The sequence below is a fragment of the Dokdonia sp. genome (genome assembly GCF_039945015.1).
In the GTDB taxonomy this organism is placed as follows: Bacteria; Bacteroidota; Bacteroidia; order Flavobacteriales; family Flavobacteriaceae; genus Dokdonia.
Genome location: NZ_JBDUXP010000018.1, coordinates 556,793 through 576,834 on the forward strand (window position 1 = coordinate 556,793; position 20,042 = coordinate 576,834).

The 20,042-nt window shown below is 35.5% G+C and carries 17 protein-coding genes; 4 read left to right on the top strand and 13 right to left on the bottom strand.

Going from position 1 to position 20,042, the window contains the following annotated elements; translation table 11 throughout:
- The first annotated feature begins 129 nt into the window (after positions 1-129).
- A complete protein-coding gene (locus ABJD27_RS14005; RefSeq protein ID WP_348168795.1) occupies positions 130-1,188 on the top strand; it encodes an endonuclease/exonuclease/phosphatase family protein in 1,059 nt (352 codons plus the stop codon).
- A 94-nt stretch (positions 1,189-1,282) separates the two neighbouring features.
- Here ABJD27_RS14005 and ABJD27_RS14010 read toward each other — a convergent pair whose 3' ends face one another.
- The 10 genes from ABJD27_RS14010 to dinB form a co-directional block, all read right to left on the bottom strand.
- The gene (locus tag ABJD27_RS14010; RefSeq protein ID WP_348168794.1) at positions 1,283-1,717 is read right to left on the bottom strand and encodes a hypothetical protein; all 435 of its coding nucleotides are present in this window, start codon (positions 1,715-1,717) and stop codon (positions 1,283-1,285) included.
- 121 nt (positions 1,718-1,838) lie between these two features.
- A complete protein-coding gene (locus ABJD27_RS14015) occupies positions 1,839-5,114 on the bottom strand; it encodes a carboxypeptidase regulatory-like domain-containing protein (protein WP_348168791.1) in 3,276 nt (1,091 codons plus the stop codon).
- 175 nt (positions 5,115-5,289) lie between these two features.
- The gene (pgi, locus tag ABJD27_RS14020; RefSeq protein ID WP_348168788.1) at positions 5,290-6,903 is read right to left on the bottom strand and encodes a glucose-6-phosphate isomerase; all 1,614 of its coding nucleotides are present in this window, start codon (positions 6,901-6,903) and stop codon (positions 5,290-5,292) included.
- 24 nt (positions 6,904-6,927) lie between these two features.
- On the bottom strand, positions 6,928-8,217 hold the full coding sequence (locus ABJD27_RS14025; protein WP_348168785.1) for a peptidoglycan DD-metalloendopeptidase family protein: 1,290 nt from the start codon (positions 8,215-8,217) through the stop codon (positions 6,928-6,930).
- A 16-nt stretch (positions 8,218-8,233) separates the two neighbouring features.
- Complete coding sequence (locus ABJD27_RS14030) at positions 8,234-9,172, bottom strand: tryptophan 2,3-dioxygenase family protein (protein WP_348168782.1); 939 nt, start codon at positions 9,170-9,172, stop codon at positions 8,234-8,236.
- Between the two features lie 12 nt (positions 9,173-9,184).
- Positions 9,185-9,988 carry a DUF3108 domain-containing protein gene (locus ABJD27_RS14035; RefSeq protein ID WP_348168779.1) on the bottom strand — a complete coding sequence of 268 codons (804 nt, stop codon included), beginning with the start codon at positions 9,986-9,988 and terminating at the stop codon, positions 9,185-9,187.
- A 143-nt stretch (positions 9,989-10,131) separates the two neighbouring features.
- Positions 10,132-11,292 carry a 4-hydroxyphenylpyruvate dioxygenase gene (gene hppD, locus ABJD27_RS14040; RefSeq protein WP_348168776.1) on the bottom strand — a complete coding sequence of 387 codons (1,161 nt, stop codon included), beginning with the start codon at positions 11,290-11,292 and terminating at the stop codon, positions 10,132-10,134.
- A gap of 5 nt (positions 11,293-11,297) precedes the next feature.
- Positions 11,298-11,789 carry a CCC motif membrane protein gene (locus ABJD27_RS14045; RefSeq protein ID WP_348168773.1) on the bottom strand — a complete coding sequence of 164 codons (492 nt, stop codon included), beginning with the start codon at positions 11,787-11,789 and terminating at the stop codon, positions 11,298-11,300.
- Positions 11,790-11,832: 43 nt separating this feature from the next.
- Positions 11,833-12,993 (bottom strand): homogentisate 1,2-dioxygenase, encoded by a 1,161-nt coding sequence (locus tag ABJD27_RS14050; RefSeq protein ID WP_348168770.1) that lies wholly within the window; start codon positions 12,991-12,993, stop codon positions 11,833-11,835.
- Between the two features lie 218 nt (positions 12,994-13,211).
- Positions 13,212-14,321 (bottom strand): DNA polymerase IV, encoded by a 1,110-nt coding sequence (gene dinB / locus ABJD27_RS14055; protein WP_348168767.1) that lies wholly within the window; start codon positions 14,319-14,321, stop codon positions 13,212-13,214.
- 65 nt (positions 14,322-14,386) lie between these two features.
- On the opposite strand from dinB, the gene ABJD27_RS14060 reads away from it, so the two are divergent.
- From ABJD27_RS14060 to ABJD27_RS14070, 3 genes are read left to right on the top strand one after another with little or no spacing between them, the layout of a single operon-like run.
- On the top strand, positions 14,387-15,055 hold the full coding sequence (locus tag ABJD27_RS14060) for an NAD(P)H-binding protein (protein ID WP_348168764.1): 669 nt from the start codon (positions 14,387-14,389) through the stop codon (positions 15,053-15,055).
- Entirely contained in the window at positions 15,045-15,926 is an 882-nt protein-coding gene (locus tag ABJD27_RS14065) for a CYTH domain-containing protein (protein ID WP_348168761.1), read from the top strand. The genes ABJD27_RS14060 and ABJD27_RS14065 overlap by 11 nt, the downstream gene beginning before the upstream one ends.
- A gap of 11 nt (positions 15,927-15,937) precedes the next feature.
- Positions 15,938-16,435 (top strand): YciI family protein, encoded by a 498-nt coding sequence (locus ABJD27_RS14070; protein WP_348168758.1) that lies wholly within the window; start codon positions 15,938-15,940, stop codon positions 16,433-16,435.
- A gap of 6 nt (positions 16,436-16,441) precedes the next feature.
- On the opposite strand, the gene ABJD27_RS14075 is transcribed toward ABJD27_RS14070, so the two are convergent.
- From ABJD27_RS14075 to pbpC, 3 genes are all read right to left on the bottom strand, one after another.
- Positions 16,442-16,906: an RES family NAD+ phosphorylase gene (locus tag ABJD27_RS14075; RefSeq protein WP_348168755.1), complete on the bottom strand. Its 465-nt coding sequence runs from the start codon at positions 16,904-16,906 to the stop codon at positions 16,442-16,444.
- 37 nt (positions 16,907-16,943) lie between these two features.
- Positions 16,944-17,444 carry an antitoxin Xre/MbcA/ParS toxin-binding domain-containing protein gene (locus ABJD27_RS14080; protein ID WP_348168752.1) on the bottom strand — a complete coding sequence of 167 codons (501 nt, stop codon included), beginning with the start codon at positions 17,442-17,444 and terminating at the stop codon, positions 16,944-16,946.
- A gap of 62 nt (positions 17,445-17,506) precedes the next feature.
- Positions 17,507-19,873 (bottom strand): penicillin-binding protein 1C, encoded by a 2,367-nt coding sequence (gene pbpC, locus ABJD27_RS14085; RefSeq protein ID WP_348168749.1) that lies wholly within the window; start codon positions 19,871-19,873, stop codon positions 17,507-17,509.
- Positions 19,874-20,042 lie beyond the last annotated feature (169 nt).

The following is a 20,042-nucleotide window of genomic DNA, read 5'->3' on the forward strand; positions in this document are numbered from 1 at the left end:
AATTAGTATCAAGTTCCTTGTTAAGAAACTATTACATTTGCTGCGCAAAAATACTCATTTTGATGGGATTCATTACCTTTGGCACGAGATATGTTTATCTCTTTACAGAAAATTAATACAAAAATTACAATGTACCTTAAAAAGCATTTATTACTAGTTTTTATAATGTGTTTTGCTTTCGCGAAAGCGCAAGACAAAAAAACGTTTAAACCACACGCTATTGCATTTTATAACGTAGAGAATCTCTTTGATACAGAAAACGATCCTGTCACCTTTGATGATGATCGTACTCCTAACGGGAAAGACCATTGGACCGAAGTTATTTATGCAGATAAAGTTCAAAAAATGGCACGCGTTATATCTGAAATTGGATTTGATGTTACTCAAAATGCACCTGTTATTATAGGACTTGCAGAAATAGAAAATAGAAAAACTGTAGAAGCACTTGCAAATGACCCTCAGTTATTAGACAAGGATTATGGCATCGCTCATTTTGACTCTCCAGACCGTAGAGGTATTGATGTTGCTCTTATGTATCAAAAAGCATTTTTCAAACCCATAAACATAAGTAAACACGAACTTCTTATATACGACAATAATGATTCTGAAAAACGTGTATTTACACGTGATCAACTTCTTGTTTCTGGTCTATTAGATGGTGATATGATTCATATCATTGTAAATCATTGGCCTTCTCGATCTGGAGGAGAAGCACGTAGTCGTAAAAAAAGAATTGCTGCTGCAAAGCTTAATCAAAAAATTATAGATAGTCTTCAAAGCAATGATCCATACGCTAAGATTATTACCATGGGAGATCTTAATGACGACCCTACAAGCCCAAGTGTAAAAAAAATATTAAAAGCGCAAGGAAATAAAGACAAAGTAAAAGACAAAATGCTATACAATCCTATGGAGCCTATGTTTAAAAAAGGAATTGGCACATTAGCCTATCGTGATGGATGGAATCTTTTTGATCAGATTCTAGTTTCAGAGCCTCTTATACGTAAAGATTTTAGTTCTTACAGATATTATAAAGCTAGTATTTATAACAAAAATTACCTAAGCAATCCCAAAGGACGCTATAAAGGATATCCCTATCGTAGCTTTGCAAATGGCGGGTATACCGGAGGATATAGTGATCACTTTCCCGTATATATTGTATTAATTAAAGAAGTTATAGAAAAATAAATTTCTTTATACGCTTTCGCGAAAGCGTACCTATACTATAAAAAAAGGGAAGATGAATATCTTCCCTTTTTTTATACATATATCTTATATAATTTTAGAACCACTGAGCCCACGGAATCATAGCTAGAACCGCAATAAGTGCTAATGTGTAAAATATCGCTAGTTTCTTAAACTTAGGTGTAGACAAAAGTTGTTTCTTATGCTTAGAATATCCAATAGTTACAAATACAATAGCAATAATCATTAATATAGGATGCTCTACAGCAAGTTTACGAGCGCCACTAGACAATCCTCCCATTCCATTTGTAGTAATAGCATTCAATCCATTAGGAGATACAAAGAAAAGTACTAAACCTATTAGTAATTGAAGGTGCATTGTAATTAATGTAAAAAGCGCAAGACGCATATCTTTTGCCCCATATTCCTTCCCTCCAAAAAACTTGATGAGAGAATTAAATGTGGTGATGACTAATATCGCAAGAACGAGATACGCCCAGATAGAGTGTACAAATTGAATAGTAGAATACATAATGGTGTGTGTTTAAATAAATACAAATCAAAGATAGTCCATTTTAAACCAAAAAACCGACACTGAAATCAGTGTCGGTTTTATTTTTTTTGCTATTGCAAAAAATATATTTAAATAAGACTTAGTTAAAGATATAACGTACTCCTATTTGTGCTTGCCATCTTGAAGACTGAAGACCAAAATCATCAACTTCTTCTGTATTAAGACCTGTTGGATTACCAGCTTCATCATACTCAAGAATACTATCTACAAAACTAAATACTGGTGTATTATCTGATGTAGAAACCGTTTGTAATGGTTGAACATTACTACGTACAAAATTACGAACACCCCAATCTTCATTAAGTAAGTTTGTAAAGTTGAAGATATCGATAGATAATTGTAATGTATGCTTCTTGTCTCCTGACTTAAAGTAAATATCCTGTAAGAACTTTAAATCTACTACGTGATTCCAAGGACCTCTAGATCCATTACGCTCTGCGTACTCACCTCTACGATCTCTTAAGTAATCATCATTATTAATTAAGAAGTTAAGACGTTCCCATTGTTGTGCTTGCTCTGCAGCATCCCCAGAAAAGTTAATCTCACTTGCATTTGCAGGAATATAGATTAATGCGTTATCTCTAGAATCATCATTTAAAAGATCACGACCTTCTCTGTATGTAAAGCTATAAGGTCTTGATTGTGCTCCTTCGTAGAAAAGACCAATAGTAGTCTTTCCTCCAAATTCTCCTCCATACTCAATCTCGTAAGATGCGTTTGCAGAAACACGACTTCCTAAAGAGAAATCAGAACGCGATAATGGAATATCAGAGTTCTTTCCATTTACAGTCTGAATGTTTCTCCACTGAGAACTGTTTTGAGAAGAAGTTCCATCAAAGATTTTCTTAGACTCTCCATATGCGTATGATACTTGTCCTTGGAAACCATTTGTAAATGGCTTTCTTATGGTAAGTGATGCATTTGTAGAATATCCTTCGTTTGTGTTAGACGCTAAGATAATTCTTCCATATGTATCATCAATCTCATCACGACGATCATAGAAAGGTCTATTATCTGCTCCTACATAAGCTCCTGAAGGGCCTCTTAAGTTTAAGTTTTCATATCTAATGTCATTTAAAACATCTGTATATGTAAAATCTGCAGTTGCGATTAATCCCCATATTGGTAATTTTTGATCTACAGCAACATTGAATTTAGATACTTGAGGTAATTTAAAATTCTTTGCAAAAAGATCAATGTTACCACCTGTACCACCTGAACCAGCAGGAACAACTTGTGTTTGTTGGTTAACATCTGCTTGGAATGGCTCTCCAAAAAGGAAACTAAATCCTCCAGTTACACCATTATTATTATACGTTCCTCCAGGCCATACTAAAGGTAATCTTGAAGTAAATACTCCAACACCCCCACGTACTTGCGTTGTGTTATTATCAAATACATCCCAGTTAAATCCTACACGTGGTGCAATATGAGCAGAAGCATTAATACCCTGTCCTACACGAGCATCTTGAAGATCTTTCCCTTCTCTTTCTAATAATCCTATCGTACGGTTGTTGAAATCATCATTTACGGGTCCATCTTCCCAGTAAGGAATATCTACACGGATACCAGCTGTTAACTTAAAGTTATCTGCAACTTGAACTTCATCTTGTACATAGAAACCAGCCTGGAAAGTATTAAAATCTGCAGATCCTGCAGACTCATCACCTACAGCACCATCACCTACTAAAGAATATCCATGTTGGAATACATCTGCATCTTGTTGTGTTAAGAACTGATTAAGACCAGAAGAAACTAAGTCTCCAGCATCATTAAATTGATCTTCAAATGTGTAATCTCCAAAATTAAAAGCAAAGAATAAGTTTTTTGCAGCTGCCCACTCTAAGTTTGTTCCTAACGTTACTGTATGACGTCCTGAAAAAATCTCAAAGTTGTTGTTTATTGTAAAAATATCTTGCTCAAGTAAGTTTGCCGTTGAGAAAGGCTCTGCTCCAAAAGAAATAGTACCACCACCATCTTGAATATCTACAGTTGGGAATGGGTTTCCAGAAGGATCACGATCATCACTTACTCTAGTATATCCTATTTTAAGGTTGTTTGCATATCTTGGTCCAAAAGTAGCATTCCACTCAAAAGCTCCAGAATATGTGTTTGTTTCAAAAAACTCAGATCCATTAATAAAACCAATATTTCTGTTTCCAGAATTACGAGCTTCAAGATTCTCTGCCTGTACAACTCCTAAACGTAAGTATAGTTTGTGATTTTTTCCTGCGTTTAAATCAAAACGTAAGTTAAATTTATCACTATCTAATGTTCTTGTGTTTGCATCAAAAATTCCTGGATTGTATCCGTATTCTGATTGCAAGAAGTTAGACAATGTATTGATGTCTTCTAGTGAAGAATTCCCAGCATAGTTACTAAAAGTAAAAGGTTGTGGTGTTTCATCTTCTTGACGCTCATAGTTTGCAAAGAAGAATAATTTATCCTTAATAATAGGACCTCCTACACGCACACCGTATGTCAATGCAGAAAAATCATCTAATTCCTCACGAGAATCACCTTCATTTACAAGATCTACTGGCGTTTCTCCAGCTAAGCTTTGATCTCTATAAAAACCATATACAGATCCTTCCCAGTTGTTAGAACCAGCACGAGTTACTGCATTTACAGATCCTCCAGAAAATCCTGATTGACGTACATCAAAAGGAGCAAGGTTAATTTGAAAAGATTCAATAGCATCTACAGAAAAAGGATTAACTCCTGTTTGTCCTCCGTTTGTTCCTGATCCTGCAAGACCAAAAACATCATTGTTTACAGCACCATCTATATAGATAGCGTTGTAACGGTTATTCTGACCTCCAAGTGAAATAGAAAAACCATCATTTCCTTCTGTAAGTTGAGCAGATGGTGTTACACGTGCAAAATCTGCAACAGATCTTGATACTGTAGGTAACGTATTAATATCACGCTCAGAAATAGATGTTTCAGAACCAGTCTTGTTACTGTTAAAAATACTATTGTTTTGAGTAGTAATCACGATCTCGTCAAGCGCATTTGCAGACTCAGCCATTTTAGTACTAATACGCCTAGACTCTCCAAGCGAAAGAGAAAAACCTGAATTTGTAAAGTCTTCAAAACCTACATATGATATAGTTAAGTTGTAAGGACCTCCAGATTTCATGTTAGTTATTCGGTAAAAACCGTCAAAATCTGTAACAGCTCCATAAACTGAACCTGTCGGAACGTGTATCGCAACAATGTTTGCTCCTGGTAAAGGACCGTCAGTGTTGTCTAATACTCGACCATTGATCGAACTTGTAGTTACCCCTTGTGCAAATGACATCGCTGTCATAAAGAAAAGAGCAATTACAGATAAAAAAGTAATTTTCTTCATAATGAATTGATTGAATTAAGCAAAGCAAAATTAACCAATTCATGTATCTGTTAAGATTATCCCAACGTTAATTAATTAACATTCTAGCCCTTTTTGTAAACATAATAAGGCTATTATCAACATCTTTGAGTTATTCTCTAAAAAACAGTGTGTTCGCTATAAATAAAGTAATTATTTATCTTTTTTTATAAGAATTCATCAATTGTTTTGTTGAGCTATCATGAACTGCCGAATCTAGATCAGAAAAATCACTAAGCACCTGTTTAGCAAGCTGTTTCCCTAATTCTACACCCCATTGATCATAACTATAGATATTCCAAACCACTCCTTGCACAAAGATTTTATGCTCATACATAGCGATTAATGCACCTAAAGTTGTCGGAGAAAGTGCATCAATAAGAAATGTTGTTGTAGGTTTATTTCCTGCAAAAACTTTAAAAGGAGTCAATTGTTCTATACGCTTTCGCGAAAGCGTACTCCCCTCAAATTCTGATCGTACTTGTTGTTTTGTTTTTCCATTCATTAAGGCCTCTGTTTGAGCAAAGAAATTGGCCATTAATTTATCATGGTGATTTTTATTCCCATGAAGGCTTTTCTTAAAACCTATAAAATCGGCAGGAATAAGCTTTGTTCCTTGATGAATTAATTGAAAAAACGCATGTTGAGAATTTGTTCCTGGTTCTCCCCAAATGATATTTCCAGTTTCATATGAAATAGAATCTCCATTACGGTCTACACTTTTACCATTGCTTTCCATAATAGCTTGTTGTAGATAAGCAGGTAATCTATGTAAATATTGTGTATAAGGTATGACAGCTTCGCTTTCGGCTCCAAAAAAGTTATTATACCATATACTTAGCAAAGCTGTTATTACTGGTATATTTTTATCAAAAGAGGTTTCTTTAAAATGGACATCCATCTGATGCGCTCCTTTAAGTAAATCTTCAAAATGATCATACCCCACAGCAAGCGCAATAGATAATCCAACAGAACTCCATAGAGAAAAACGACCTCCTACCCAGTTCCACATTGGAAAAATATTATTTGAAGCGATTCCAAAATTCTGAACAGCTTCTAAATTTGTAGAAACGGCTACAAAGTGATTTACCACAGCTTCTTCTCCTAATCGCTCTACAAACCAAGATCTTACTGTCGTTGCATTGCTTAAAGTTTCTTGTGTTGTAAATGTTTTGGATACAATCACAAACAATGTGGTTTCAGGATCAAGATCCTTAATCGTCTCCATTACATGATCTCCATCTACATTTGAGATAAAATGAGTCGCAAGGTGGTTTTTATAATATTGTAAGGCCTCAACAACCATAACAGGACCGAGGTCAGATCCTCCTATACCGATATTTACAACATCGGTAATAGTTTTTCCTGTAGTTCCTTTATGCGTACCATCAATGATACGATTTGTAAAATTCTGTATAGACGATTTTACCGCTGCTACTTCTTCATTTTCAAAAGCAGTAGATGCGCTATCTCTAAGTGCAGTATGCATGACAGCGCGATCTTCTGTAGCATTTATCGCTTCTCCTCCATAATAACTTGCAATTGCTTCTGATAATCCAACTTCTTCTGCTAGCTCAACTAAAAGAGAAATCGTTTCTTCTGTAATTCTATTTTTACTATAGTCTACAAGAAAATCTTGCCATTGTATGGTAAAGGTAGTTGCACGGTTCTCATCTTCAAAAAGTGTTTTGAGATGTGTATCTTTTATGGCTTCAAAATGCAATTGTAACTTCTTCCAAGCTTGGGTCTGCGTTGGGTTGATATTTTTCATTCTGTACTACTTTAAGTAAATGAATTACAAATCTTGATTTTCGACTATTTCAGAGATTTCCTCTATCTCTTTTGATTCTGACGCAAAAGGGATAGCGTCTAATTGCCTTTCTAATGGCTGCATTATATTATCATATATAGGCCTAAGATAATCTTCAAGCGGTTCTGAAGCAGGAAGGTCTTCTTTAAATGGATCTACTTCTCGTCCGTTTTTCCAAAAACGATAACACACATGAGGGCCTCCTGTATTTCCAGTCATTCCTATGGTACCTATCACATCCCCTTGTCTCACAAAGTCGCCTACTCTCGCTATACGTTTTTGCATGTGCAAATACTGTGTTTCATAGGTTCCGTTATGGCGTATTTTTACATAGTTCCCATTTCCACCTCTACGCTCTGATTTTGTCACCGTACCATCAGCAGTGGCAAGTATTGGAGTTCCTATAGCTCCTGCAAAATCTGTCCCTCTATGTGGGCGGATTTTATATCCATAATATTTTATACGTCGTTTTAGATTATATCTAGAGGATATCCTATTAAACTTAAGAGGTCCTTTTAAAAACGCACGTCGTAAATTATCTCCTTTTTCGTCAAAATAATCAGAACCCCCTGGTAAAGAATCATGTTCAAAATGATATGCATATACAGGTCTTCCTTTATGTTCAAATAAACTTGCTTTTATCCTCCCTATCCCTGCAGCAACTGTATCATTTACATAGCGTTCTTCATAAACAACTTTAAATCGATCTCCTTTTTGAAGTTTAAAAAAATCAATCGTCCATGCATAAATATCTGCCATTTTATAAGCCACAAGCACATTGGTATCTAGTTCGTCAAACGTAGATGATAAATTACTATTAATGACTCCTGAGATTTCTCTTTCTATAATAGTAACTGGATGAGATTTTTCTTCGGCAATAAGTTCATCTTGAAAATCTATAACAATATAATCTTCTTTATTTTTTTCATAAATAAAGACTTGTGCTGCCGCTGTAGTATCTTTTGATTTTAATAATACATACGGTTTTCCAGGGTGGATTTTACGTGTATCAAAAATATCTTTTATAGAATCTGAAATTTCTTGAATAGTACCATAATCTACATGGGAATCAAAAAGTATTTTCCCAAAACTATCTCCAGATTGTACTGTATCTCTCTCAACAACATAGTCATCAAGTAAATACCCATATGCTTTTACCGGTTTAGATTCTGGTATTGCTATTTCTTGAACAGGGTTGGTCTTTTCTTTTTTATCACCACAAGCAACGGCTATAACCGCAATAAGTAGTACGCTAAAAACAATTTTTAATTTCACAGATTTCTTATATCCTTTATACATCATGCCCCCAATTTGCTAATTCTTCGGCAGTCCAGAGATCTGGAAAGAAAATCCTGCGTTGATATTTAGGGTGCATATACTTGGTCCACTCACTTCCTCCTGTTGCTTCTACGACTTTCTCCCCATTATTAAGGTAATGGTTTGCTGCGTGATAATGTGACATGACCCAAGTTACATTTACAGTATAGTCATAATGTCGCATTGCTTCACGTAATTTTGGATCGTTTTGAGCTTCTTCTGGAAGTGACTTGAACGTAGCGTACAAATTTATAGTATTATATTCTTTTGTGAACGCAACAAATTCATTTTTATATTTTTCTTCAAAAGCAAATAGTAAATAACTTTTCTTACCCGTATTGTAGTCTTTTCCAGCAGCTTGCCAGTACAAATGTTCTAGCGCATGCTCATATGGAGTGTTTCTGTCTATGTTTTCGCGAAAGCGAGCATCAATCAAATTAATCAAATCTGTACTTGCAAACTCTATTTTACGATACTGCGCACTTTGAAATCCACTAGCTGGTGTTAAGGTCTTACGAAACTTCATATATTGATCTAGATCCATCCCATCTTGCATAATAGCAAATGAAGATGTTAACATATCAAAGTAACGACTTATACGTTGGAGACGAGAAGTAAAAAAAGACACTGTAAGATCTTTGTGATGAGATACTTGATCTATCTCCCAGAGTACCATTTTAAAAAGAAGTTCATTTACTTGATGATACATAATAAATACGTTCTCATCAGGCACGTTGGTACGAGGTAATTGAAGGTTTAATAATGCATCAGTATGAATATAATCCCAATAAGTGATGGGTTTACTTTGTAATAATCCTTCCAGATGATCGTCAAGATCTTGATCTATTTTTTCATACTTATCATCAAGAGCGTCTATAATACGCTCTATATCTGGTTCGATTTTTTTCTTCATAGGGTGGTTTAGTTAGTTATCCACAACAATTTTAAAAGAATGTTTTAATCCTTTAAATTCTTCTAGATCTGCTTTAATAGATCCTACTGCTAAGCTTGCTTTGATGCGAATAGGCACTTTATTATCATCATCACTTACCCATACAGTAAGGCTTTCTTGTTCTTTAAAAACACGGCCTGATTGTACCAAAGGTCTAAATTTAAGACATCTTATCTTTCCAAACTCAGTATTCATTACTTCTCGGCCTAAAAAACGAAGCTTAAAAGGATAATTCTCACTATCAAAAAACATAGTAAGTGTTGTCTCATCTCCTTCTTTTAATTCTGTTGCGTCTATTTTGTTACGTAAATAATAAAATGCAGAGACCATATCTTGCACACTTACTTCTGTATCTACTGTTTTACGTGTATTGTGTTTTCTGTTAAAGATATGAGCTTTATGATTTACTTGGTCAAAATCTATTATTTTATCTTTTTTATGTCCGCCTTCATCAATCTTACGTATAAATTGATACGGTAAGTTGGTTTCTTTATCTACATAACTCTCATAATAATCTTCTACCTTAAAAAACCATCTAGAGACACCACTTGTTTCTCCATATCCTTTTATATGATAAACAGGTTTGTTTTTATAAGTAGCATTTTCTACTGCAAGTGTTGCATATCCAGCTGTAATGATTCCATAATGTACCCGGAATTTAAACCATTCTCCTTCTTGGTAGGCTGGTTGTACTTCTTGAGCTTGTAGGTAAGGTGTTACTAAAAGTAACATCCCTGCTATAATTAATCGTTTCATATGGTATACTACTGCCATCATACTGGGTAAAATTTGGTTATTCAATGAAGTAATTACAATAGTTATTCCAAAAATAACTCCTTATACTGAATTATACAGGCTAGTAATAAAAAACTTCGCCCTATAAAGGACGAAGTTTTTATGCAAATATTGTGTTAAGTCCTTTATAAAGTTCCGCGACTTTCTTGTTCTCTTTCTATAGATTCAAAAAGTGCTTTAAAATTTCCTGCTCCAAATCCTTTTGCCCCCATACGTTGTATGATCTCAAAAAACAACGTAGGTCGGTCCTCTAACGGTTTTGTAAAAATCTGAAGTAAATATCCATCTTCATCGGCATCTACAAGAATAGAGAGTTCTTGTAATCTCTCAATATCTTCCTTCATCACTTTCATGTGTTCTCCTAATCTCTGAGGAATATCATCATAATACGTTTGTGGAGGTGGCGGTAAAAATTCAATTCCTCTTGCTTTTAACTGTGCTACCGTTTTAATAATATCATCGGTCGCCATAGCTAAATGTTGTACTCCAGAACCTTCATAAAAATCAAGATACTCTTCTATCTGTGATTTTTTTGCTGCCTTTGCTGGTTCATTAATCGGAAACTTGATACGTCCATTACCATTACTCATTACTTTACTCATTAAAGCAGAGTATTCTGTGTGAATTTGTTTATCATCAAAAGAAAGGAAGTTGACAAATCCCATCACATCTTCATACCACTTTACCCAAGTATTCATTTGTCCCCAACCTACATTACCTACCATATGGTCTATGTATTTCAGCCCAGTTGGAGTAGGATTATAATCTGACTTCCATTCTCTAAAACCTGGAAGAAAAGCTCCTGTATAGTTTTTACGCTCTACAAACATATGTACAGTCTCACCATAGGTATAAATTCCTGCACGTACCGTCTCACCATTCTCATCATTTTCTACAACCGGCTCCATATATACTTTTGCCCCTCGTTTTGTAGTTTCTTCAAAAGCTTTACGAGCATCGTCTACCCAAAGAGCGACTACCTTTACACCATCTCCATGCTTTACGATATGGTCATTAATGGGTGATTTACTGTTTAAAGGTGTTGTCAAAACAATTCTAATCTTGTCTTGTTTTAGCACATAACTCACCTCATCTCTTGATCCTGTTTCTAATCCTTTGTAGGCGTAGGATTGAAAACCAAAAGCGGTTTTATAAAAATGGGCTGCTTGCTTAGCATTACCCACATAAAATTCAACATAATCTGTCCCTAAGAGGGGTAAGAAATCTTGTGCTCCTTCAAATATTTTTTCAAGTCCGTAATTTACGGGTTGTATATCCTTGCTCATGGTACTTAGTTTTCTATAGTTTCTATTTCTTTTATCTCGTATATTATTGTTGAGTCTGTCTCTATTGTATCTACTTCTATTTTGTCATATTCATAGCCTTCTTCATAATCATAAATACTATCCGTTTCCCATTCATAAGGATCTTCTGTATTAAATTCTCCATTCTTATAAGCATCCATAATTTCTGAAGAAAGGAAAGTTCCATACACTATAAACAACACACCATACGCAAGTACGATAAGTCCATTTAGGACAACAGCAATAATATTAATTACTCTTGCCATAGAGACATTACTCCTACTTACTTCAGAGTATTCCTCAGAGTTTTCAGCGTATACTTTCAAACTCTTATTTGCAATGACTAAACCTATAATTCCTAAAATTAAGGTAATTACAGCTGTAACTCCATAACAGCAACAACCTGCGATTCCTAAAACAAGTGCTATTATTCCGAGTATTAAGGATAATGGATCTGCTGGTAATTTATTTTCTGACATGTATTTTGTTTTTACGCTTTCGCGAAAGCGTACTTATATTATTTTAATGATCTAACCATGATTTGTGATAACTCTCATCGGCTATTCCCATAGCAGCTTCACACACTTTTAAAGGCTTGAAGGTATCTACCATCACGGCAAGTTCTTCTGTCCCTTCTTTTCCAATACTTTTTTCTGCAGTACCTGGATGAGGACCGTGAGGAATTCCAGCTGGATGTAATGATATATGTCCCGCCTCTACATCTGAACGACTCATAAAATCCCCATCTACATAATAAAGCACCTCATCACTATCAATATTACTATGATTGTATGGCGCAGGAATACTCAACGGATGATAATCATATTTACGTGGTACAAAACTACACACCACAAAAGCATCTGTTTCAAAAGTTTGATGCACTGGAGGTGGTTGATGTATACGTCCCGTAATAGGTTCAAAATCATGAATACTAAATGCATACGGGTAATTATATCCATCATACCCTACCACATCAAAAGGATGTGATGCATAAACCATCTCAAAAATATCATCCTGCTTTTTTACCTTAATAAGAAAATCACCCTTCTCATCGTTAGTTTCTAGTTCGTAAGGCTGGCGTAAATCACGCTCACAAAATGGAGAATGCTCTAACAACTGCCCAAACCAATTGCGATATCTCTTTGGTGTATAGATAGGACGACGAGACTCTACAATAAAGAGTCTATTATCATCGGTATCAAAGTCTATTTTATAAATGACTCCTCTAGGAATCAATAAATAATCTCCATATCCAAAATCAAGATTTCCTAAATGAGTTCGAAGTTTTCCAGAGCCTTTATGTACAAATATAAGCTCGTCTGCATCTGTATTCTTATAAAAATAATCTTGTGTTTTCTCTTTGGGAGCAGCTAGAATAATCGTACAATCACTATTTGTCAATACCGGTTTACGGCTTTGCAAATAATCGTTTTCTGGAGCAATTTCAAACCCTCTAAAACGATATGATTTTATACTATTTTCTAGCGCTACTTTAGGCGCAACAGAGTATTGTTTACGTATTTCTTTAACCTGTGTAGGGCGATGTACATGATAACTATTTGTACTCATCCCATCAAAACCGATGGTTCCAAATAGTTGCTCTGAATACAATTCTCCGTTAGGTTTACGGAATTGAGTATGACGTTTAGGAGGTATTTCTCCCAAGGTATGATAAAAAGGCATGACGATGTAAAAATTAGATTGCTTTAAAGTTACTTAAAATCGGGCAATCACGGACTACTCTGGGTTCCTCTTAATGAGAAATTTGAGTAATAAAAGAAGATATGTCCAGCTTTTCTTTGACATCGTGGTAAAGATACGGGTTTTTTCTGCTTTCGCGAAAGCAAAAAAAGATTCACCCTATAATAGTACTATTTACAACTTATACTCGATGTGCTTTTCTAAAATTCAAATCGCAACTGCACATCTATTTCCTTTTCTTCAGGTTCTTTTTTTGTTTTCTTCTTGTCTTCTGTATTCAAATTTGAAAGTGAGATTCCTAATAACCGAACACTATTTTTCATTTTCTCTTGATACAATAATTCTTTTGCAGTTTCTAAAATAACATCCTTTGTCCGCACATAATAATCTAAGGTTCTACTACGTGTCTGAAGTGTAAAGTCAGAGTATTTAATCTTAAGTGTTATGGTCTTTCCAGCTACTTTACTTTTTGACAATCTTTTCTCAACCTCTTCTGCAATATGGTCCAAACGTTCCATCATAAACACCTCTGAAGTGATGTTTTCAGAAAACGTACGCTCAGCTGCTAGGGATTTACGAATACGATTAGGCTTTACTTCACTATACTGAATCCCTCTTACAATATCATAATAATAGGCGCCACTTTTACCAAAATATTGTTCTAGATATTCTCTAGATTTCTTTTTCATATCAAGTCCCGTAAAAATGCCTTTTTGATACATTTTTTCTGCAGTTACTTTTCCAACCCCATAAAACTTACGAACATCAAGTTGTTCTAAAAAAGTAATGACTTCTTCTGGCGGAATCGTTTTTTGACCATTTGGCTTATTGATATCACTAGCTACCTTAGCAATAAACTTATTAATGCTTATTCCCGCCGAGGCATTCAGTCCCGTTTTTTCTTTTATTTTTTGACGTATCCAAGTCGCAATAACCGTAGCACTAGGCATCCCCACTTTATTTTCGGTCACGTCAAGATACGCCTCATCTAGTGATAAAGGCTCTACAAGATCTGTATACTCATAAAAAATAGCTCGTATTTGTTTAGAAACTTCTCCATATCGTGCAAAGTCAGATCTTACAAAAATAAGTTCTGGACATAGTTTACGAGCAAGGACTCCACTCATGGCACTTCGTACGCCAAATTTACGAGCTTCATAACTCGCCGCACTTACCACTCCACGATCGCCACCACCACCCACAGCAATTGCTTTCCCTCGTAATTCAGGATTATCTAGCTGTGCTACAGACGCATAAAAAGCATCCATATCCACATGGATAATCTTACGTATAGGGAGTAGTGTTTCCATTACTTGCAAGGTAAGGATTCTACCTTTTACACAGAAGTTTTCTATGGATATCGTACATTTGAAATATGCCAAAAATCGCCATCATATTAGGTGCCACAGGACTCACTGGAAGTCTCTTAACAGAGCTCCTCATAAAGGATGCTACATATTCAAAAATCAAACTCTTTACTAGAAGGCCTACTGAGTTTTCAAGCCCAAAAATTGAAGAGATTATATGTGATTTATTAAAATTAGAAGAAGTAAAAGATCAATTTACAGGTGATGTCGTTTTTTGTTGCATAGGCACGACAAAAGCAAAAACTCCAGACAGATTAGTATATCATAAGATAGATTATGGAATTCCTATCACAGCGGCTCAACTTGCAAAAGAAAACAAGATTGATACATATATGGTTATTTCTTCTGTAGGCACCTCAGATAAAAGTCTCTTTTTCTATGTTCGCACGAAAGGAGAAATGGAACGCGATGTTTTAAAAACAGGAATTCTTAACACCTATATTATGAAACCCGCTTTTATTAACGGACGCCCTGATGAAGATCGTAAAGGTGAGAACAGATTAAAACTCTGGATGCGCGTGATGGATTTTTTTATGATTGGCCCTCTTAAAAAATACAGTTCTACACATGCGTTACAAATCGCCAAAGCGATGGTGTATCTGAGTATAAATCCTACCAAAAATCACAATATAACAAATCATCAAATCAAACTATTAAGTAATCAGTATGAATCTTAATCAAGTAACCATTCCCTCATTAGACGTCACAAAGTCTATAACTTTCTACCAAAAATTAGGGCTACATCTTATTGTACATACTCATGAAAGATATGCGCGTTTTGAATGTCCAGATGGAGAGAGTACCTTCTCCATACATCAAGTAGAAGAGCTTCCTTCAGGAGATGGCGTAGTAGTTTATTTTGAAACCAAAACACTGGATGAAGATGTATCCCGCTTGCGCGAAAACGGAATCACATTTGATCTTCTTCCCACAGATCAATCTTGGTTATGGAGAGAAGCACGACTCAAAGATCCAGATGGCAATCAACTTATCTTATTTTTTGGAGGTGACAACAGAAAGAATCCACCGTGGAGAATAGGGAATGAAATTTCTACGAAAGCAGAAATAAAAGCTGAAACTACAGAAATAGAACGCAAATTCTTACTTACCTCGGATGCTTTTAAGAAAGAAGCTTCTCGTAGTTTTCGCATTACACAAGGGTATCTTACGACCGATATAGAGCGCACTGTTAGGGTTCGTATCAAAGGAGATAAAGCATATTTAACGATCAAAGGAAAGTCAAATGAAGGTGGTACGACTCGTGTCGAAGTAGAGGAAGAGATCGCTTTCGCGAAAGCAGAAACACTCCTCAAACTATGCCTTCCAGGCGTTATAGATAAAACCCGATATGAAGTAAACATCGGAAACCATACTTGGGAAATTGATGAATTTTATGGCGAGAATAAAGGACTCTTCTTAGCTGAAATTGAACTCAAAAATGAAGAAGAATCTTTCCAGAAACCTGCATGGGTAGGAAAAGAAGTCACTGGAAATAAAAAGTATTACAATTCTTATATTAGTACACATCCTTATACGCTTTGGGAGTAAAATAATCTCTTATGAAAACAATCATCACATACATCGCACTCATATTTATATGTGCTTCTTGCGCAGAAACAACACATCAAGAAAAAGCACCTATTGAAAAATCTTTGGTAGAGAAAAAGATTTCTGTAGCTTCTCAAATTGCTCAATTAAAGACTGACGGTTACCAGATTTTTGATTATGTAGATGAAAAAACGGGAGATACTGTTATCATGCAACAATACTTCATGGCATTTTTAAAAAGTGGGCCAAATCGTGATCAATCTAAAGAAGAAGCTGCAAAACTTCAAGAAGCACATATGGCGCACCTCGGACGTATGTACGAAGAAGGATATGCAGATATCTCTGGTCCTTTTGGTGATGATGGAGACCTTAGAGGAATTACTGTTTATAATGTTCCTACCTTAAAAATGGCAGATAGCTTAGCCAACTTAGATCCTATGATGAAATCAGGAAGACTTATGGTAGAAATAAAACCATGGTGGGCTGGCAAGGGATATCCTTTACGATAAGAACTTTTACACTTCCCTAAGTAATCGCTTATCAAACTCTATAGAGAGTTCATCTATGATTTGCACATTCAAAAAATCAGGATGTCTTGGATTGATCAACACATTATTATCTATCGTATTAATCGCAGAAGGCACTTTAAGTGCCATATATTTTCCTTCAGCTATAAATTGATCACCAATATCCAAAACTTTAGAATGCTCTGACCTATACATCCAATCAGATGGTAACGCATTTATATGTATTTCTTCTATAACAGTAGTATCATCAAACTCTAATACTAAAATTTTCAACCCCTTAGGAAATACATATGGAGGGATATGTACTAATTTTTCAAGCATCGCTAGCGAACTATTTTCTGCAGTATATAGCATAGAAACTCCCTTCCGGTTCCAGCGTCCGCCAAAACGACGTGCTCCTTCTCCAGATAAATCTCGGGCATATTTTTCTTGGGCGATTCTATAAACTCGCATAGCTTTAATTAAATTGTTTTTGGTGTTTATTGTGTATTTATACTACAATGCCGTGAGCCATTCTATCAAGTAACATCTCAACAGATTGTATCCCATATTTTGTATCTAACATGGATAACGGGGTTTGATTTTCAAAAGCATAATTAGGAATACTCAGCCATTTCCTAAAACCTTCTTTATCCCCAAAAAAGTCCCAGCCTTTCTCAAAAAGTATAGATACTTCTAGAATACGTTCCGTCTGTGGCGTAGATAATCGCTTTTTGTCTTTATGTATGCGTTCAAGTGTACGATCAGAAATATGTAACAGCTGTGCCAACTCTTGTTTTGAAAAACCAAAAGCCTCTACAGCTAACAGAAATTTTGGATATGACAATCCTTCTCTAGAAACATGTACTAGCCGTAAAGTAGAACGATCGTCCATTTCATAATCATACATTGACATCGGAGGTTCTGAAACCTCAGACACATCAATATCACTACCGGACACAAGGTTTCGAACAAGGTCTCCAGACGTATTATATACCATATCATCACTCATGATAAATCAATTTTATACAAATGTACGTAATTTGTCGTAAAAAAAACGACATTTTTACAAATTTATGATTTTGAAATCGTAATTTCTTGTTTTAACTCTTTTCCATCGGCATCTACAGCAGTAATTATATAGATTCCTTCTTCAGGCGCAATAGCAAGTTCATGAAAGGTTTCTGTCTCTCCCACAAATCGCTCATTAAGATACCAAAAGACTTTGGTATCAGGGTTACGATGCGCTAGTTTAAAGATCACATCATTGTGTTGTTCATCAAAATCTTTTGGCAACACTACATGTTGATCTTTTTTAGGATAAATAAACGACATCGGTTGCTCCCCTAACACATCACAATCTGGATGCAAAGGAGGCAATACATTATAATCTGGATGTTTGCCTGCATAATAAAAAGCAACTGTAGGCGATAATACAAATCGTACTTCTGCTTTCATTTGGTCCAATTCATAACAATCTGAGTTTACACGATAATTACCAGAATTTGTTACATAAATCTGTTTATGAAAATCACATGATACGCTATGAGTCCCTGCTTCTGGGACTAAAACTTTCTTAGTGTCTGGGCAATATATTCCAGCCTTTGATCCACTTTTTGAACATACCATGATTTCTGCAAGTGCATCATATGGTTGTGCAAACCAACGTCCATCTGTAGGTAACGTGTGTAAAACATCAAAAAATAAAGGTGCAGCAGCTTGTATTCCAGTCACACCAGGCCGACCTTCTCCATCTGCATTTCCTACCCACACTCCAATTGCATATTGAGGTGTTACTCCTACCGCCCACGCATCTTTAAATCCATAACTTGTTCCTGTCTTCCAAGCAATAGGTTGGGCATCTTCATAAAATTGCCAATTTTCTTCACCAGTAGGTCTATTTACACTCCTTAATGTTTCCAATGTGTTATAAATGGCTCCCGCATCAAAAATAGGAGGCTCAGACTGTAAACTTAATTTAGTAGTCGCATTCTTTTTAATGTATGAGTATCCTTGAAAAGCATCAGCTGTATATTCACTCGATGTAGATGTGTATGTATGCAATGTATGTGCAAAACCTGCATAGGTTTTTGTGATTTCCCATAAACTACTCTCTGCCCCTCCTAAAATTAAAGAGAGTCCATAATATGTAGACGGTTTATCAATATACGCTATATCCATCTCTTGTAAATTTCCATAAAATTTATCTAATCCATAACTACGTAACATGCGTACTGCAGGAATATTAAGTGATCTGGCTAATGCTTTACTCGCTGGAACAGCTCCGTTAAATTCCTTGTCAAAATTTTGAGGTTGATATCCATTAATATTTGTAGGTACATCTACGACAAGGCTTTCTGGTAAAATCTGACCTTCGTCCAGCATCCCTGCATATAACAAAGGTTTTAATACACTTCCCGTACTTCTAGGACGAGCTACTATATCTACATCTTTTTGGTGTTTCCCTGTAGTCGGTGCATTCCCTACATACCCTATTACTTCTTTTGTTTGTACATCCATTACCACGATAGAAAGATTATAAATCTCATTTTGTCGCAATTGCAAATAATGTTCTTTAGATATTCTATTAAGTTGTTTTTGCAATGCGCTCTGTACTGTCGTTTTAATTCGTTTTCCTGGGGTTTCTTTTCGGATACGTTCTGTGAGATGTGGTGTTATTTGCGGTAAAGGATATGGCTTCCCTGGTAATGCTTCCAGTACTGAAAGTTCATAGGTTGTTTTATCTATCGTTCCTTTTTCCCAAAGTTTCTTAAGGAGTTGATTCCGCTTTCGCGAAAGCGTACTATCATTCTTCCCCGGTCTAACAATAGAAGGGTTATTAGGTAATACGGCTAAAGCGGCACTTTGCCCCCAACTTAATTGACTTGCTGGAATTCCAAAATAACGCCAAGATGCCGTTTCTAACCCAACTACATTTCCACCAAAAGGAGCATACGTCGCATACATATTAAGAATTTCTTCCTTAGAATACGTTGCTTCTAACCGCGTTGCTTTTACAAGTTCAACCAGTTTTTCGGCATAAGTACGTTCACTATTTTTCCTTGAAAGTCTAATTACTTGTTGTGTAATGGTACTACCTCCACGTCGTTTATCTGTAGTTAAATTTCCATATAACGCCTTTCCCATAGCTACTGGATTAAATCCAGGGTGTTTATAAAAATACTCATCTTCAAACAGTGTAATACATTTTTCAAACCGTTCAGGAATGCTATCTAAAGCAGGAAAACGCCATTGTCCATCATCGGCAATACGAGCACCTAGCAAATCTCCTTCTCGACTTTCTACAACAGTAGATGTAGGGTCTTCAAATAAAATAGATGGTAAACAAAACAACCAGTACACACCAAAGATCACACCTATAGAGATCTTCACCTTGTGATTTTTGATAGTAGTAATGATATGTTGTTTATTAGTATTCACTTATGGTTTTAAATTATTTTATTTTAAATCCCCTTCCGTCAATTGCTCCGCTTTCGCTTCACAATCGCCACCTTCCCCTCATAGGGGAAGGAGCTTTTTATAGTATATATTCTTATCTCTTCTAATTTATTCTAAATCAAAAAAACTATCTACTTCTTATTAACCTCTT

Excerpts from the sequence above, each read along its gene's own strand:
- ABJD27_RS14005 (WP_348168795.1), top strand. The coding sequence starts at position 130 with ATGTACCTTAAAAAGCATTTATTACTAGTTTTTATAATGTGTTTTGCT.
- ABJD27_RS14010 (WP_348168794.1), bottom strand. The coding sequence starts at position 1,717 with ATGTATTCTACTATTCAATTTGTACACTCTATCTGGGCGTATCTCGTT.
- ABJD27_RS14015 (WP_348168791.1), bottom strand. The coding sequence starts at position 5,114 with ATGAAGAAAATTACTTTTTTATCTGTAATTGCTCTTTTCTTTATGACA.
- pgi (WP_348168788.1), bottom strand. The coding sequence starts at position 6,903 with ATGAAAAATATCAACCCAACGCAGACCCAAGCTTGGAAGAAGTTACAA.
- ABJD27_RS14030 (WP_348168782.1), bottom strand. The coding sequence starts at position 9,172 with ATGAAGAAAAAAATCGAACCAGATATAGAGCGTATTATAGACGCTCTT.
- ABJD27_RS14035 (WP_348168779.1), bottom strand. The coding sequence starts at position 9,988 with ATGATGGCAGTAGTATACCATATGAAACGATTAATTATAGCAGGGATG.
- hppD (WP_348168776.1), bottom strand. The coding sequence starts at position 11,292 with ATGAGCAAGGATATACAACCCGTAAATTACGGACTTGAAAAAATATTT.
- ABJD27_RS14045 (WP_348168773.1), bottom strand. The coding sequence starts at position 11,789 with ATGTCAGAAAATAAATTACCAGCAGATCCATTATCCTTAATACTCGGA.
- ABJD27_RS14050 (WP_348168770.1), bottom strand. The coding sequence starts at position 12,993 with ATGCCTTTTTATCATACCTTGGGAGAAATACCTCCTAAACGTCATACT.
- dinB (WP_348168767.1), bottom strand. The coding sequence starts at position 14,321 with ATGGAAACACTACTCCCTATACGTAAGATTATCCATGTGGATATGGAT.
- ABJD27_RS14060 (WP_348168764.1), top strand. The coding sequence starts at position 14,387 with ATGCCAAAAATCGCCATCATATTAGGTGCCACAGGACTCACTGGAAGT.
- ABJD27_RS14065 (WP_348168761.1), top strand. The coding sequence starts at position 15,045 with ATGAATCTTAATCAAGTAACCATTCCCTCATTAGACGTCACAAAGTCT.
- ABJD27_RS14070 (WP_348168758.1), top strand. The coding sequence starts at position 15,938 with ATGAAAACAATCATCACATACATCGCACTCATATTTATATGTGCTTCT.
- ABJD27_RS14075 (WP_348168755.1), bottom strand. The coding sequence starts at position 16,906 with ATGCGAGTTTATAGAATCGCCCAAGAAAAATATGCCCGAGATTTATCT.
- ABJD27_RS14080 (WP_348168752.1), bottom strand. The coding sequence starts at position 17,444 with ATGAGTGATGATATGGTATATAATACGTCTGGAGACCTTGTTCGAAAC.